The sequence below is a fragment of the Pseudomonas simiae genome (assembly GCF_900111895.1).
In the GTDB taxonomy this organism is placed as follows: Bacteria; Pseudomonadota; Gammaproteobacteria; order Pseudomonadales; family Pseudomonadaceae; genus Aquipseudomonas; species Aquipseudomonas simiae.
Genome location: NZ_FOKB01000001.1, coordinates 1,097,216 through 1,111,924, shown reverse-complemented (window position 1 = coordinate 1,111,924; position 14,709 = coordinate 1,097,216). Strand labels below are relative to the sequence as shown.

The following is a 14,709-nucleotide window of genomic DNA, read 5'->3' as shown; positions in this document are numbered from 1 at the left end:
CATGAACAGCACGCTTATCCAGACAGACCGTTTCACCCTCAGTGAAACCGAGCGCTCGGCCATCGAGCACGAGCTGCATCACTACGAAGACCCGCGCGCGGCGTCGATCGAAGCCTTGAAGATCGTGCAGAAGGAACGTGGCTGGGTGCCGGACGGCGCCCTCTACGCCATCGGCGAGATCCTCGGCATCCCTGCCAGCGACGTTGAAGGTGTAGCCACGTTCTACAGCCAGATCTTCCGTCAGCCAGTGGGCCGCCACATCATTCGCGTGTGCGACAGCATGGTCTGCTATATCGGCGGCCACGAATCCGTGGTCAGCGAAATCCAGAACAAGCTGGGCATCGGCCTCGGCCAGACCACCCCGGACGGCCGCTTCACGCTGCTGCCGGTGTGCTGCCTGGGCAACTGCGACAAGGCGCCGGCGTTGATGATCGACGACGACACATTCGGTGACGTGCAGCCCGCTGGCGTGACCCAATTGCTCGAGGGCTACCCATGACCCTGACTTCTTTCGGCCCGGCCAACCTGATCAAGCGTTCGCCTGAGACCCACCCGCTGACCTGGCGCCTGCGTGACGATGCCGAGCCCGTGTGGCTAGACGAGTACCAGGCCAAGAATGGTTACGCCGCTGCGCGCAAAGCCTTCGCCGACATGGCCCAGGACGACATCGTCCAGACCGTGAAAGACGCCGGCCTCAAAGGCCGCGGCGGTGCAGGCTTCCCCACGGGCGTAAAGTGGGGCCTGATGCCCAAAGACGAATCCATCAACATCCGCTACCTGCTGTGCAACGCGGATGAAATGGAGCCGAACACCTGGAAAGACCGCATGCTGATGGAGCAACTGCCCCATCTGCTGATCGAAGGCATGCTGATCAGCGCCCGCGCGCTGAAAACCTACCGTGGCTACATCTTCCTGCGTGGCGAATACACCACCGCCGCCAAGCACCTCAACCGTGCCGTGGAAGAAGCCAAGGCTGCTGGCCTGCTGGGCAAGAACATCCTCGGCTCCGGTTTCGACTTCGAGCTGTTCGTGCACACCGGCGCCGGGCGTTATATCTGCGGTGAAGAAACCGCACTGATCAACTCCCTCGAAGGCCGCCGCGCCAACCCACGTTCCAAGCCGCCCTTCCCTGCCGCTGTAGGCGTGTGGGGCAAGCCGACGTGCGTGAACAACGTCGAGACGCTGTGCAACGTGCCGGCGATCATCGCCGACGGCGTGGACTGGTACAAATCCTTGGCCCGCGAAGGCAGCGAAGACATGGGCACCAAGCTCATGGGCTTCTCCGGCAAGGTCAAGAACCCTGGCCTGTGGGAACTGCCGTTTGGCGTGACCGCTCGCGAGCTGTTCGAGGACTACGCCGGCGGCATGCGCGACGGCTACACCTTGAAAGCCTGGCAACCAGGCGGTGCCGGTACCGGTTTCCTGCTCCCTGAGCACCTCGATGCACAAATGTATGCCGGCGGCATCGGCAAGGTGGGCACCCGGATGGGTACCGGCCTGGCGATGGCGGTGGACAACACCGTGAACATGGTCTCGCTGCTGCGCAACATGGAGCAGTTCTTTGCCCGGGAATCCTGCGGCTTCTGCACCCCATGCCGCGACGGCCTGCCCTGGAGCGTGAAGCTGCTGATGGCCCTGGAAAACGGCGAAGGCCGCGAGGGTGATATCGAAACCCTGCTGGGCCTGGTCGGTTTCCTCGGCCCAGGCAAGACCTTCTGTGCTCACGCACCGGGCGCCGTGGAGCCATTGGGCAGCGCCATCAAATACTTCCGCTCGGAGTTCGAAGCCGGCATCGCGCCTACCAGCGCCGCCGTCCCGCCTCTGGCAAGGCCGATCGTAGTCGGCGCGTAACGCTTTAAAAGGCGAAGGGTCCGTGCCCTTCAACTGCTCATGGGCTGACGCCGTAAAGGCTGTGTTGAAGCCCATGAATAACAAGATTCCATTAGCCACGCCCGCTGACAACGGGCCAACGAAGAACTTTGAACCATGGCCACTATCCACGTAGACGGCAAAGCGCTCGAAGTCGATGGGGCAGACAACCTGTTACAGGCATGTCTCTCACTAGGCCTCGACATCCCGTATTTCTGCTGGCACCCCGCGCTTGGTAGCGTCGGTGCCTGTCGCCAGTGCGCGGTCAAGCAATACACCGACGAGAACGACACCCGTGGTCGTATCGTCATGTCCTGCATGACCCCAGCCACCGACAACACCTGGATCTCCATCGACGATGAAGAATCCAAGGCGTTCCGCGCCAGTGTCGTCGAGTGGCTGATGACCAACCACCCCCACGACTGCCCGGTCTGTGAGGAAGGCGGTCACTGCCACCTGCAAGACATGACGGTGATGACGGGTCACAACGAGCGCCGTTATCGCTTCACCAAGCGTACCCACCAGAACCAGGACCTCGGCCCGTTCATTTCCCACGAAATGAACCGCTGCATCGCCTGCTATCGCTGCGTACGCTTCTATAAGGACTACGCTGGCGGCACCGACCTTGGCGTCTTCGGCGCCCACGACAACGTGTACTTCGGTCGCGTTGAGGACGGCGTGCTCGAAAGCGAGTTCTCCGGCAACCTCACCGAGGTCTGCCCGACCGGTGTGTTCACCGACAAGACCCACTCCGAGCGCTACAACCGTAAATGGGACATGCAGTTCGCCCCGAGCATCTGCCATGGCTGCTCCAGCGGTTGCAACATCTCTCCGGGCGAGCGCTACGGCGAACTGCGTCGGATCGAAAACCGCTTCAACGGTTCGGTCAACCAGTACTTCCTGTGCGACCGCGGCCGTTTCGGCTATGGCTACGTCAACCGCGAAGACCGCCCACGCCAGCCGCTGCTGGCCGGCGGCGCGAAGCTGAGCACCGACGAGGCCCTGGATAAAGCCGCCGAGCTTCTGCGCGGCCGCAACATCGTTGGTATCGGTTCGCCGCGCGCCAGCCTCGAAAGCAACTTCGCGTTGCGCGAGCTGGTGGGTGCCGAGCACTTCTACTCCGGTATCGAAGCCGGTGAGCTGGAGCGCATCCGTCTGGTCCTGCAGGTGCTGAACGACAGCCCGCTGCCCGTCCCGAACATGCGCGACATCGAAGACCACGACGCCATCTTCGTGCTCGGTGAAGACCTGACCCAGACCGCCGCCCGCATCGCCCTGTCGCTGCGCCAGTCGGTCAAAGGCAAGGCCGAAGACATGGCCGACGCCATGCGCGTCCAGCCTTGGCTCGACGCCGCGGTGAAAAACATCGGCCAGCACGCGCTGAACCCGTTGTTTATCGCCAGCCTGGCTGAAACCAAGCTCGACGACATCGCCGAAGAATGCGTACACGCAGCACCAGACGACCTGGCCCGCATCGGTTTCGCCGTGGCCCACGCCCTCGACGCCAGCGCACCGGCTGTCGAAGGCCTGGACACCGAAGCCGTCGAACTGGCCCAGCGCATCGCCGACGCCCTGCTGGCAGCCAAGCGTCCATTGATCATTGCCGGCACCTCCCTGGGTTCCAAGGCGCTGATCGAAGCCGCTGCCAACATCGCCAAGGCGTTGAAGCTGCGCGACAAGAACGGCTCCATCAGCCTGGTCGTGCCGGAAGCCAACAGCCTTGGCCTGGCCATGCTTGGCGGCGAGTCCCTGGACGCAGCCCTGCAAGCGGTCATCGACGGTAAAGCCGACGCCATCGTGGTGCTGGAAAACGACCTGTACACCCGCACCGATGCCGCCAAGGTTGACGCTGCACTGGACGCCGCCAAGGTCCTGATCGTCGCCGACCACCAGAAGACCGCTACCAGCGACCGCGCCCACCTGGTGCTGCCAGCCGCCACCTTCGCCGAAGGCGACGGTACCCTGGTCAGCCAGGAAGGCCGCGCGCAGCGCTTCTTCCAGGTGTTCGATCCGAAGTACATGGACGCCAGCATCCTGGTTCACGAAGGCTGGCGCTGGCTGCATGCCCTGCGCTCGACCCTACTGAACCAGCCGATCGACTGGACCCAGCTCGACCACGTCACCGCCGCCGCCGCGGCAAGCGCGCCGCAGCTGGCACGTATCGTCGACGCTGCACCGTCCGCCGCGTTCCGCATCAAGGGCATGAAACTGGCCCGTGAACCGCTGCGTTACTCCGGTCGTACCGCCATGCGTGCCGATATCAGCGTGCATGAACCACGTACCCCGCAAGACAACGACACCGCGTTCGCCTTCTCCATGGAAGGGTACTCGGGTTCGGCCGAACCGCGTCAGCAGGTGCCATTCGCCTGGTCGCCGGGCTGGAACTCGCCGCAGGCCTGGAACAAGTTCCAGGACGAAGTCGGTGGTCACATCCGCGCTGGCGACCCGGGCACCCGCCTGATCGAAACCCAGGGCGACTCGTTGAACTGGTTCGCCGCCGTACCGCGTCCGTTCAACCCGGCCCAGGGCACCTGGCAGGTTGTGCCGTTCTTCCACCTGTTCGGCAGCGAAGAGACTTCGTCCAAAGCCGCACCGGTTCAAGAACGTATCCCGACTGCCTACGTATCCGTGGCCAAGTCTGAAGCCGACCGCCTGGGCGTCAACGACGGGGCCCTGCTCAGCCTGAACGTGGCCGGCCAGACCCTGCGTCTGCCGCTGCGCATCAATGATGAGTTGGGTGCCGGCCTGGTTGCACTGCCGAAAGGCCTCGCCGGTATTCCACCGGCGATCTTTGGCAAAACCGTTGACGGTCTGCAGGAGGCAGCGCAATGACCTGGTTCACCCCTGAAGTGATCGACGTGATCATCTCGGTCGTCAAGGCCATCGTGATCCTGTTGGCCGTGGTCGTCGCGGGCGCCCTGCTCAGCTTCGTCGAACGTCGCCTGCTGGGCTGGTGGCAGGACCGTTACGGTCCGAACCGCGTTGGCCCGTTTGGTATGTTCCAGATCGCCGCCGACATGCTGAAAATGTTCTTCAAGGAAGACTGGACCCCGCCGTTTGCCGACAAGGTGATCTTCACCCTGGCACCGGTCGTGGCCATGAGCGCCTTGCTGATCGCCTTCGCGATCATCCCGATCACCCCGACCTGGGGCGTGGCGGACCTGAACATCGGCTTGCTGTTCTTCTTCGCCATGGCCGGTCTTTCGGTCTACGCGGTGCTGTTCGCCGGGTGGTCGAGTAACAACAAGTTCGCCCTGCTGGGTAGCTTGCGGGCGTCGGCCCAGACCGTGTCCTACGAAGTGTTCATGGGCCTCGCGCTGATGGGCATCGTGGTGCAGGTCGGCTCGTTCAACATGCGCGACATCGTCGAGTACCAAGCGCAGAACCTGTGGTTCATCATTCCGCAGTTCTTCGGCTTCTGCACCTTCTTCATCGCTGGCGTCGCCGTGACTCACCGTCACCCGTTCGACCAGCCGGAAGCGGAACAGGAACTGGCCGACGGTTACCACATTGAATACGCCGGCATGAAATGGGGCATGTTCTTCGTTGGTGAGTACATCGGCATCATCTTGATCTCGGCCCTGCTGGTCACGCTGTTCTTCGGCGGCTGGCACGGTCCATTCGGCATCCTGCCGCAGTTGGCGTTCTTCTGGTTCTTCCTGAAGACCGCGTTCTTCATCATGTTGTTTATCCTGCTGCGCGCTTCCATTCCGCGTCCACGATACGACCAGGTGATGGATTTCAGCTGGCGCTTCTGCCTGCCACTGACCCTGATCAATTTGCTGGTGACTGCTGCCGTTGTGTTGTTGAACACGCCAGCGGCCGCGGTTCAGTGAGGATTTGACCCATGTTCAAATATATTGGCGACATCGTTAAGGGTACCGGTACCCAGTTGCGAAGCCTGGTGATGGTGTTCGGTCACGGCTTCCGCAAACGCGACACCCTGCAATACCCGGAAGAAGCGGTGTACCTGCCGCCGCGCTATCGCGGCCGCATCGTGCTGACCCGCGACCCCGATGGCGAAGAGCGTTGCGTAGCCTGCAACCTCTGCGCCGTGGCGTGCCCGGTGGGTTGCATCTCCCTGCAGAAAGCTGAAACCGAAGACGGTCGCTGGTACCCGGACTTCTTCCGCATCAACTTCTCGCGCTGCATTTTCTGCGGCCTCTGCGAGGAAGCTTGCCCGACCACCGCAATCCAGCTGACACCGGATTTCGAGATGGCCGAGTTCAAACGTCAGGACCTGGTGTACGAGAAAGAAGATCTGCTGATCTCTGGTCCCGGTAAAAACCCTGATTACAACTTCTATCGTGTTGCAGGTATGGCCGTTGCCGGTAAGCCGAAAGGCGCCGCACAAAACGAAGCCGAGCCGATCAACGTGAAGAGCTTGCTGCCTTAAGGAAGAAAGATGGAATTCGCTTTCTATTTCGCATCGGGTATCGCGGTTGTGTCCACGCTTCGCGTGATCACCAACACCAACCCCGTGCACGCCCTGCTCTACCTGATCATTTCGCTGATCGCCGTGGCCATGACCTTCTTCAGCCTCGGCGCACCGTTCGCCGGTGTACTGGAAGTGATCGCCTACGCTGGCGCCATCATGGTGCTGTTCGTGTTTGTGGTGATGATGCTCAACCTGGGGCCGGCTTCGGTCGCCCAGGAGCGCGTCTGGCTCAAGCCCGGCATCTGGCTCGGCCCGGTTGTGCTGGCAGCGCTGCTGCTGGGTGAACTGCTGTATGTGCTGTTCGCTCACCAGAGCGGCCAGGCCATCGGCCACACCACCGTAGACGCGAAAGCCGTGGGCATCAGCCTGTTCGGCCCGTATCTGCTGGTGGTCGAACTGGCTTCGATGCTGCTGCTCGCTGCAGCCATCACCGCCTTCCACTTGGGCCGCAACGAAGCCAAGGAGCAATGACGATGCCTGCTATCCCTTTGGAGCATGGTCTGGCGGTCGCCGGCATCCTGTTCTGCCTTGGCCTGGTCGGCCTGATGGTCCGCCGTAACATTCTGTTCGTGTTGATGAGCCTGGAAATCATGATGAACGCCGCGGCACTCGCGTTCATCGTTGCGGGTGCACGTTGGGGCCAGCCGGATGGACAAGTCATGTTCATCCTGGTGATCAGCCTGGCAGCCGCCGAGGCCAGCATTGGCCTGGCGATCCTGCTGCAACTGTATCGTCGCTTCCACACGCTTGATATCGACGCTGCCAGTGAGATGCGCGGATGAACATGATCTTTCTGACTTTCGTATTCCCCCTGATCGGTTTCCTGCTGCTGTCGTTCTCTCGCGGGCGCTGGTCGGAAAACCTCTCGGCCTTGATCGGCGTGGGCTCCATTGGCCTGTCGGCCATTGTGGCCGCCTACGTCATCTGGCAATTCAACGTGGCGCCGCCGGAAGGCGGTCACTACACCCTGGTGCTGTGGCAGTGGATGTCGGTGGAGGGCTTCAAGCCCAACTTCGCCCTCTACGTCGACGGCCTGTCGATCACCATGCTGGGCGTGGTTGTCGGCGTGGGCTTCCTGATCCACCTGTTCGCGTCCTGGTACATGCGCGGTGAAGCGGGTTACTCGCGCTTCTTCTCGTACACCAACCTGTTTATCGCCAGCATGCTGTTCCTGGTGCTCGGCGATAACCTGTTGTTCCTGTACTTCGGCTGGGAAGGCGTGGGCCTGTGCTCGTACCTGTTGATCGGTTTCTACTACAGCAACCGCAACAACGGTAACGCGGCACTCAAGGCGTTCATCGTCACCCGCATCGGCGACGTGTTCATGGCCATCGGCCTGTTCATCCTGTTCCAACAAGTGGGCACGCTGAACATCCAGGAACTGCTGGTGCTGGCACCGCAGAAATTCCAGGTCGGTGACTTCTGGATCACCCTGGCCACCCTGATGCTGCTGGGCGGCGCCGTGGGCAAATCCGCGCAACTGCCACTGCAAACCTGGCTGGCGGACGCGATGGCCGGCCCTACCCCGGTTTCCGCACTGATCCACGCGGCAACCATGGTAACTGCCGGTGTCTACCTGATCGCCCGTACCCATGGCCTGTTTACCCTGGCGCCGGACATCCTGCATCTTGTAGGCATCGTCGGTGGCGTGACCCTGGTACTGGCCGGCTTCGCCGCGCTGGTGCAGACCGACATCAAGCGGATCCTCGCCTACTCGACCATGAGCCAGATCGGCTACATGTTCCTGGCCCTGGGCGTTGGCGCCTGGGACGCGGCGATCTTCCACCTGATGACCCACGCCTTCTTCAAGGCCCTGCTGTTCCTTGCTTCCGGTGCGGTGATCGTTGCCTGCCATCACGAGCAGAACATCTTCAAGATGGGCGGCCTGTGGAAGAAACTGCCATTGGCCTACGCCAGCTTCATCGTCGGTGGTGCCGCACTCGCAGCCCTGCCGTTGGTGACCGCCGGTTTCTACTCCAAGGACGAAATCCTCTGGGAAGCCTTTGCCAGCGGTAACCAGAACCTGCTGTATGCAGGCCTGGTGGGTGCGTTCATGACCTCGCTGTACACCTTCCGCCTGATCTTCATCACCTTCCACGGTGAAGCCAAGACTGAAGCCCACGCAGGTCACGGCATCTCGCACTGGTTGCCATTGTCGGTGCTGATCATCCTGTCGACTTTTGTTGGCGCCATGATCACCCCGCCGCTGCACGGTGTATTGCCACAAAGCGTCGGTCATGCCGGCGGCGAAGCCCAGCACAGCCTGGAAATCGCGTCGGGCGCCATTGCTATCGCCGGTATCCTGTTGGCGGCCCTGCTGTTCCTCGGCAAGCGTCGCTTCGTGACAGCCGTGGCCAACAGTGGCATTGGCCGTTTCCTGTCGGCCTGGTGGTTCGCTGCCTGGGGCTTCGACTGGATCTACGACAAACTGTTCGTCAAGCCTTACCTGGCTATCAGCCACATTCTGCGTAAAGACCCGCTTGACCAAACCATCGGTTTGATCCCGCGTGCCGCCAAGGCCGGTCACACCGCCTTGAGCCGCAGCGAGACGGGTCAATTGCGTTGGTATGCAGCTTCCATGGCGGCCGGTGCCGTTTTGGTGATCGGCGCCATCGTCGTGGTAGCGGTCTGATATGAACTTTGCGAACTTGCGAAAGGAAACGAGCCTGTCATGATTCTGCCCTGGCTAATCCTGATCCCCTTCATCGGCGGCCTGCTCTGCTGGATGGGTGAACGCTTCGGCGCCACCCTCCCCCGCTGGATTGCGTTGCTGACCATGTCCCTGGAACTCGCACTCGGCCTCTGGCTGTGGGCCCATGGCGACTATTCATTTGCTCCGGCACCGGGTGTCGATCCCACCTTCGCGCTTGAATTCAAGCACGTGTGGATCCAGCGCTTCGGCATCAACGTGCACCTGGCCCTCGACGGCCTGTCGCTGTTGATGATCCTGCTGACCGGCCTGCTGGGTATCCTCTCGGTACTCTGCTCCTGGAAAGAGATCCAGCGTCATGTGGGCTTCTTCCACCTGAACCTGATGTGGATCCTGGGCGGCGTCGTCGGCGTGTTCCTCGCCCTTGACCTGTTCATGTTCTTCTTCTTCTGGGAAATGATGCTGGTGCCGATGTACTTCCTCATCGCGCTCTGGGGTCACAGTTCTTCGGACGGCAAGAAAACCCGGATCTACGCAGCGACCAAGTTCTTCATCTTCACCCAGGCTTCCGGCCTGATCATGTTGGTGGCGATCCTGGGTCTGGTACTGGTCAACTTCAACAACACCGGCGTGATTACCTTCAACTACGCCGACCTGTTGAAAACCAAGATGTCGCTGACCACCGAGTACATCCTGATGCTGGGCTTCTTCATCGCGTTCGCGGTGAAGCTGCCGGTGGTGCCGTTCCACTCCTGGCTGCCTGACGCTCACGCCCAGGCGCCGACCGCCGGCTCCGTGGACCTGGCCGGTATCTTGCTGAAAACCGCTGCCTACGGCCTGCTGCGTTTCGCCCTGCCGCTGTTCCCGAATGCCTCGGCCGAATTCGCGCCGATCGCCATGACCCTCGGTCTGATCGGGATCTTCTACGGTGCGTTCCTGGCCTTTGCGCAAACCGACATCAAGCGTCTGATCGCCTTCTCGTCCGTTTCCCACATGGGCTTCGTACTGATCGGCATCTACTCCGGCAGCCAACTGGCACTGCAAGGCGCAGTGATCCAGATGTTGGCCCACGGTGTCTCGGCCGCTGCCCTCTTTATCCTGAGTGGCCAGTTGTACGAGCGCCTGCACACCCGTGACATGCGTGAAATGGGTGGCGTGTGGTCACGCATCGCGTACCTGCCGGCGATCAGCCTGTTCTTCGCCGCCGCGTCGCTGGGCTTGCCAGGCACCGGTAACTTCATCGGCGAGTTCCTGATCCTGATGGGTGCCTTCGTGCAAACGCCGTGGATCAGCGCCATTGCAACGTCCGGCCTGGTGTTCGGTTCGGTCTACTCGCTGATCATGATCCACCGCGCCTACTTCGGCCCGGCCAAGTCCGACACCGTCCTGCAAGGGATGGATGCTCGCGAACTGATCATGGTGCTCGGCCTTGCGGTGCTGCTGATTTACATCGGCGTGTACCCGCAACCGTTCCTGGACACTTCTGCCGCGACGATGCATGGCGTGCAGCAGTGGTTCGGCACCGCCTTCTCTCAACTCGCTTCGGCCCGGTAAGAGCGCTATGGAATTCACGATCCAACACTTTATCGCGCTTGCGCCGCTGCTGATTACCAGCCTCACCATCGTGGTGGTGATGCTGGCGATCGCCTGGCGCCGCAATCACTCGCAAACGTTCCTGCTGTCCTGTGCCGGTCTCAACCTGGCCCTGCTGTCGATCATCCCGGCCCTCAAGGTCGCGCCTCTGGCGGTAACACCATTGATGATGGTGGATGACTTCGCACTGCTGTACATCGCGCTGATCCTGGTCGCGACCCTGGCCTGTGTCACCCTCGCCCACGCCTACCTTGGCGAAGGCGGTACCGGTTACCCAGGCAACCGCGAAGAGCTGTACCTGCTGATCCTGCTGGCTGCGGCCGGCGGCATCGTGCTGGTCAGCGCGCAGCACCTGGCGGGCCTGTTCATCGGACTGGAACTGCTGTCGATCCCGACTTACGGCCTGGTGGCCTACGCCTTCTTCAACAAGCGCTCCCTGGAAGCCGGCATCAAGTACATGGTGCTGTCGGCTGCCGGTTCGGCGTTCCTGTTGTTCGGTATGGCCCTGCTCTATGCAGAAGCTGGCAACCTGAGCTTCACCGGTATCGGTCACGCCCTGGCGGCCACCAGCATGCCTGCGCCGGTTGCCCAACTGGGCCTGGCCATGATGCTGATCGGCCTGGCATTCAAGCTGTCGCTGGTGCCCTTCCACTTGTGGACCCCGGACGTGTACGAAGGCGCCCCGGCGCCGGTGGCTGCGTTCCTGGCCACTGCGTCGAAAGTGGCTGTGTTTGCGGTGATGGTGCGTCTGTTCCAGATCTCCCCTGCCGCCAACACGGGTGTGCTGAGCACCGTACTGACCGTGATCGCCATCGCGTCGATCCTGTTCGGCAACCTGCTGGCCCTGACCCAGAACAACCTCAAGCGTCTGTTGGGTTACTCGTCCATCGCTCACTTCGGCTACCTGCTGATCGCCCTGGTGGCGAGCAAAGGCCTGGCCGTGGAAGCCATGGGCGTGTACCTGGTCACCTACGTGATCACGAGCCTTGGCGCATTCGGCGTGATCACGCTGATGTCCTCGCCGTTCAAAGGCCGTGACGCCGACGCCCTGTATGAATACCGCGGCCTGTTCTGGCGCCGTCCATACCTGACTGCCGTACTGACCGTGATGATGCTGTCCCTGGCCGGTATTCCGCTGACGGCGGGCTTCATCGGCAAGTTCTACATCGTCGCTACCGGTGTTGAAGCCCACGAATGGTGGTTGGTTGCCTCCCTGGTACTGGGCAGCGCCATCGGCGTGTTCTACTACCTGCGCGTGATGGTCACCCTGTACCTGATCGAGCCAAACCTGCGCCGTGTGGATGCCGAGTTGCACTGGGAACAGAAAGCCGGTGGCGTCATGCTGCTGGCCATCGCCCTGCTCGCGTTCTTCCTGGGCGTGTACCCACAACCGTTGCTCACCCTGGTGCAGCACGCGGTGCTGGGCGTTTGATCGCTTAGCGGGATGCGGTAAACAAAACGGCGCCTTCGGGCGCCGTTTTGCGTTTCTGGGGCCGGTGCTTTTACCCTCCCCTGCTCACGGAAATGTCCTCCTCCAGCTGCCTCCTTATCTGGCATCTACCCGATGGAGGCCGCCGTATGGTGTTTGCGTTCTAGGAAAGTTCCCACAGCAAGGTCACTTGACCCAAGGCGCGCGGGCCACCAAACTATACGCAGGCTACGTACAGAACATGGATGCTCTATTTATCGAACTGCCGGCCTTCGAGCGGCATCGCAAGGACTATCTGAGTGACGAGCTTTTCCACGGTTTTCAACAGGCGTTGATGAAGAACCCGGAAGCGGGAGACGTGATCGAGGGAACAGGTGGGTTACGCAAGGTTCGCTTTGTCGACGAACGACGCAACAAAGGCCAGCGCGGTGGCCTGCGGGTCATTTACTACGGGTGGTCAGGCGGCACGCAATTCTGGTTATTCACCCTGTACGGCAAACACGAACAGGACGACCTGACGCCTCAGCACAAAAAAGCCCTAAAACACATGCTGGACAGGGAAATCAAAGCGAGAACACATCATGAAACGTGAAATCTTTTCCGAACTGGTCGAAGGCTTCGACGCCCTGGCAAACGAACGCCAAGGCAAAGTCACCCTGCGGACCCACAAGGTTCATCTCAACAACCTGGAGCCGCTCACCGCAGAGGAAGTGGTCGCCGTGCGTCAACAGCTCAACCTCTCCCGTGCCGTCTTCGCCATGTACCTGCGCACCAACACGCGTACGCTGGAGAACTGGGAGCAAGGCCGGGCTAAACCAAATGCCCAGGCCGCCACCCTGATTCGCCTGGTGGCGCGTTTTCCTGAGACCGTGGCACAACTTGCTGCGTTGGGTTGATCTGCAATTGTCCCCAAAAAAAACGCCCCGAACATTCGGGGCGTTTTCCATTGCAACGGTATCAGAACGCGATACCGACCTTGAACCCGTACTCATCACGCTTGAGCTTGGTGTTGTCGGCCACCTCGGAATTACCGTCAAGCTTATACTCGGTGCGGGTGTAGTACAGGCCTGCGACCACCGGCAGGTCGCCTTTCTGGTTCATCAGCAAGCTGACTTCGGCGTAAGGGTTGGTGCGGTCCTTGAGGTCCACGGTGTCGCTGCCAAAATCTTCCACCTTGAGCTTAGTGCGGCCGTCGATAGTGCGACGGGCGCCCGCTTCGACACGCAGGGTCATGTCATCGAACTGGTGGTTGTAGCCCAGGGCCGCCTTGGCGAACGGCGACTTGTTGGTAAGTTTCACGTCGAGGTCGTTGATCTCTGGCTCGTAGCGCGTCCAGCTGTAGCCACCGCCGACGATCACGTCGACAAAGTTGCGCGCATCCAGCGCGGCACGCCAACCGAGGTCCAGGTCAGCCTGGCCTTCCTTCAGTTTGTTGTCGCTCTTTTCACCGTACTTGGCTTCGATACCGGCCTGGTAGATAAAGCCGGATTCAGCGGTGAGCTTATTGCCGAAGTTGTAGAACAGGCCAGCTTCAGGCATGTGGCTCTTGTCGCTTTCGCTGCCGTCTTCGAATTTGAAATCGTTGTAGCTGCCCTGGATCCCGAAGGTAGAAATCGGGTCGGTGGACGGTGCGGCAAACACCGCGGCAGGCGCAGCAACCAGCGCCAGCAGCGAGGAACCCTTGAGGAATTTTCCGAATAGCTTGGACATCGTTTTACATCTCCTTGTCTGGTGAGCAAATTATTCAGGAACCGGTTCGAACCCCGGTGGATGCCAAAGGTTCGAATTAATTTGCGCTAATTTGGAGGTAAAACGGTTCAGCGAAGGCTCTATCTCAATGCTCCTATGAATTCGGCACTGTCAAGCCATCAAGGGCAGCCCGCAGCGCCGCCGTGACCGGCACGCAAATCCCGAAGACTTCAGTCAACAGCTGCAGCACCTCATCGGCACTGACGAGGGCGCGCTTTTCACTCGGCCGGTCCAGGTAGTGAATTGCATAGTTGGCGTTGTTCAGGGTATGACGCTCACCCGCAGCCAACCGCGCGACTTTCAACTGGCCGACGAAGACCGAGTCCGGGTGGGTGGAGACATACCAGTTGCCGATTTCATAATCGATGGTCGCCTGCACTTGCAGATCGAACACATACAACCCACGCCATTCATTGGCCACTTGGACCCACAGGGTGTAACTGTCGTGCCCGTCGAAGGTCACGCGATAGGGTTCGTGCGCGGTGGCCTGCACCACCTCGGTGTCCAACAGCAACGGGCTGCTGGGCACCATGCCGCCGAAGCCGACGTCGGTGATGTAACGCACGCCATCCAGGGTCACCAGGCTCAAACGATGGGTACGCGCCGTGCGCGCATCCGGCGGCCCACCCATCACCACCCGCCCCGTGATGCCGCGAGCATCAAAACCGAGCTCCTGCAACAGCGCCAGGAACATCTGGTTCAACTCATAGCAATAACCGCCCCGCCCCTCCAACAGCACTTTTTGCTCGACGCTGGCCAGGTCGATAGGCACCGGCAAGCGCATCAGGCTGGAGAGGTTCTCGAAGGCAAAGCTGCACACATGGCGCAGTTGCAGATCCTGCAAGGTGCGCAGGCTCGGCGCTGGCGGCGAGTCATAGCCCAGGCGTTGCAGGTAGAGGCGGCTATGGGTCAGCAGTGACATGGCGCAATCCTTCGGCACGGGATAAAGGCGACACTATGCCGCGCCAACGAGCAGATTGT

Annotated in this window: 14 protein-coding genes; 12 read left to right on the top strand and 2 right to left on the bottom strand. The window is 61.1% G+C overall.

Annotated features, from left to right (window positions below; translation table 11 throughout):
- The first annotated feature begins 1 nt into the window (after position 1).
- From nuoE to BMZ57_RS05270, 12 genes are all read left to right on the top strand, one after another.
- The gene (gene nuoE, locus BMZ57_RS05325) at positions 2-499 is read left to right on the top strand and encodes an NADH-quinone oxidoreductase subunit NuoE (RefSeq protein WP_003174721.1); all 498 of its coding nucleotides are present in this window, start codon (positions 2-4) and stop codon (positions 497-499) included.
- Positions 496-1,851, top strand: coding sequence for an NADH-quinone oxidoreductase subunit NuoF (gene nuoF / locus BMZ57_RS05320; RefSeq protein ID WP_003174722.1), 1,356 nt, complete (start codon positions 496-498; stop codon positions 1,849-1,851). Before nuoE ends, nuoF begins: the two co-directional genes overlap by 4 nt.
- Before the next feature lie 135 nt (positions 1,852-1,986).
- Positions 1,987-4,701: an NADH-quinone oxidoreductase subunit NuoG gene (nuoG, locus tag BMZ57_RS05315; RefSeq protein WP_010209579.1), complete on the top strand. Its 2,715-nt coding sequence runs from the start codon at positions 1,987-1,989 to the stop codon at positions 4,699-4,701.
- Positions 4,698-5,705: an NADH-quinone oxidoreductase subunit NuoH gene (nuoH, locus tag BMZ57_RS05310; protein WP_003174724.1), complete on the top strand. Its 1,008-nt coding sequence runs from the start codon at positions 4,698-4,700 to the stop codon at positions 5,703-5,705. Before nuoG ends, nuoH begins: the two co-directional genes overlap by 4 nt.
- Positions 5,706-5,716: 11 nt before the next feature.
- Positions 5,717-6,265, top strand: coding sequence for an NADH-quinone oxidoreductase subunit NuoI (gene nuoI / locus BMZ57_RS05305; RefSeq protein ID WP_003174725.1), 549 nt, complete (start codon positions 5,717-5,719; stop codon positions 6,263-6,265).
- Between the two features lie 9 nt (positions 6,266-6,274).
- On the top strand, positions 6,275-6,778 hold the full coding sequence (nuoJ, locus tag BMZ57_RS05300; protein ID WP_003174726.1) for an NADH-quinone oxidoreductase subunit J: 504 nt from the start codon (positions 6,275-6,277) through the stop codon (positions 6,776-6,778).
- Between the two features lie 2 nt (positions 6,779-6,780).
- On the top strand, positions 6,781-7,089 hold the full coding sequence (gene nuoK / locus BMZ57_RS05295; RefSeq protein WP_003174727.1) for an NADH-quinone oxidoreductase subunit NuoK: 309 nt from the start codon (positions 6,781-6,783) through the stop codon (positions 7,087-7,089).
- A complete protein-coding gene (gene nuoL / locus BMZ57_RS05290; protein ID WP_021492765.1) occupies positions 7,086-8,939 on the top strand; it encodes an NADH-quinone oxidoreductase subunit L in 1,854 nt (617 codons plus the stop codon). Before nuoK ends, nuoL begins: the two co-directional genes overlap by 4 nt.
- Positions 8,940-8,978: 39 nt before the next feature.
- On the top strand, positions 8,979-10,511 hold the full coding sequence (nuoM, locus tag BMZ57_RS05285; RefSeq protein ID WP_010209575.1) for an NADH-quinone oxidoreductase subunit M: 1,533 nt from the start codon (positions 8,979-8,981) through the stop codon (positions 10,509-10,511).
- A 7-nt stretch (positions 10,512-10,518) separates the two neighbouring features.
- Complete coding sequence (gene nuoN / locus BMZ57_RS05280; protein WP_010209574.1) at positions 10,519-11,982, top strand: NADH-quinone oxidoreductase subunit NuoN; 1,464 nt, start codon at positions 10,519-10,521, stop codon at positions 11,980-11,982.
- A gap of 238 nt (positions 11,983-12,220) precedes the next feature.
- On the top strand, positions 12,221-12,571 hold the full coding sequence (locus BMZ57_RS05275; RefSeq protein ID WP_032883041.1) for a toxin: 351 nt from the start codon (positions 12,221-12,223) through the stop codon (positions 12,569-12,571).
- Complete coding sequence (locus BMZ57_RS05270) at positions 12,561-12,875, top strand: helix-turn-helix domain-containing protein (protein WP_010209571.1); 315 nt, start codon at positions 12,561-12,563, stop codon at positions 12,873-12,875. The genes BMZ57_RS05275 and BMZ57_RS05270 overlap by 11 nt, the downstream gene beginning before the upstream one ends.
- 61 nt (positions 12,876-12,936) lie before the next feature.
- Here the strand turns inward: BMZ57_RS05270 and BMZ57_RS05265 are convergent, their stop codons facing one another.
- Together BMZ57_RS05265 and BMZ57_RS05260 are read right to left on the bottom strand one after the other, a co-directional pair.
- Positions 12,937-13,689, bottom strand: a complete 753-nt coding sequence (locus BMZ57_RS05265) for an outer membrane beta-barrel protein (protein ID WP_010209570.1) — start codon at positions 13,687-13,689, stop codon at positions 12,937-12,939.
- A 133-nt stretch (positions 13,690-13,822) separates the two neighbouring features.
- Positions 13,823-14,650, bottom strand: a complete 828-nt coding sequence (locus BMZ57_RS05260; RefSeq protein WP_010209568.1) for an arylamine N-acetyltransferase family protein — start codon at positions 14,648-14,650, stop codon at positions 13,823-13,825.
- Between the last annotated feature and the right edge of the window lie 59 nt (positions 14,651-14,709).

Excerpts from the sequence above, each read along its gene's own strand:
- nuoE (WP_003174721.1), top strand. The coding sequence starts at position 2 with ATGAACAGCACGCTTATCCAGACAGACCGTTTCACCCTCAGTGAAACC.
- nuoF (WP_003174722.1), top strand. The coding sequence starts at position 496 with ATGACCCTGACTTCTTTCGGCCCGGCCAACCTGATCAAGCGTTCGCCT.
- nuoG (WP_010209579.1), top strand. The coding sequence starts at position 1,987 with ATGGCCACTATCCACGTAGACGGCAAAGCGCTCGAAGTCGATGGGGCA.
- nuoH (WP_003174724.1), top strand. The coding sequence starts at position 4,698 with ATGACCTGGTTCACCCCTGAAGTGATCGACGTGATCATCTCGGTCGTC.
- nuoI (WP_003174725.1), top strand. The coding sequence starts at position 5,717 with ATGTTCAAATATATTGGCGACATCGTTAAGGGTACCGGTACCCAGTTG.
- nuoJ (WP_003174726.1), top strand. The coding sequence starts at position 6,275 with ATGGAATTCGCTTTCTATTTCGCATCGGGTATCGCGGTTGTGTCCACG.
- nuoK (WP_003174727.1), top strand. The coding sequence starts at position 6,781 with ATGCCTGCTATCCCTTTGGAGCATGGTCTGGCGGTCGCCGGCATCCTG.
- nuoL (WP_021492765.1), top strand. The coding sequence starts at position 7,086 with ATGAACATGATCTTTCTGACTTTCGTATTCCCCCTGATCGGTTTCCTG.
- nuoM (WP_010209575.1), top strand. The coding sequence starts at position 8,979 with ATGATTCTGCCCTGGCTAATCCTGATCCCCTTCATCGGCGGCCTGCTC.
- nuoN (WP_010209574.1), top strand. The coding sequence starts at position 10,519 with ATGGAATTCACGATCCAACACTTTATCGCGCTTGCGCCGCTGCTGATT.
- BMZ57_RS05275 (WP_032883041.1), top strand. The coding sequence starts at position 12,221 with ATGGATGCTCTATTTATCGAACTGCCGGCCTTCGAGCGGCATCGCAAG.
- BMZ57_RS05270 (WP_010209571.1), top strand. The coding sequence starts at position 12,561 with ATGAAACGTGAAATCTTTTCCGAACTGGTCGAAGGCTTCGACGCCCTG.
- BMZ57_RS05265 (WP_010209570.1), bottom strand. The coding sequence starts at position 13,689 with ATGTCCAAGCTATTCGGAAAATTCCTCAAGGGTTCCTCGCTGCTGGCG.
- BMZ57_RS05260 (WP_010209568.1), bottom strand. The coding sequence starts at position 14,650 with ATGTCACTGCTGACCCATAGCCGCCTCTACCTGCAACGCCTGGGCTAT.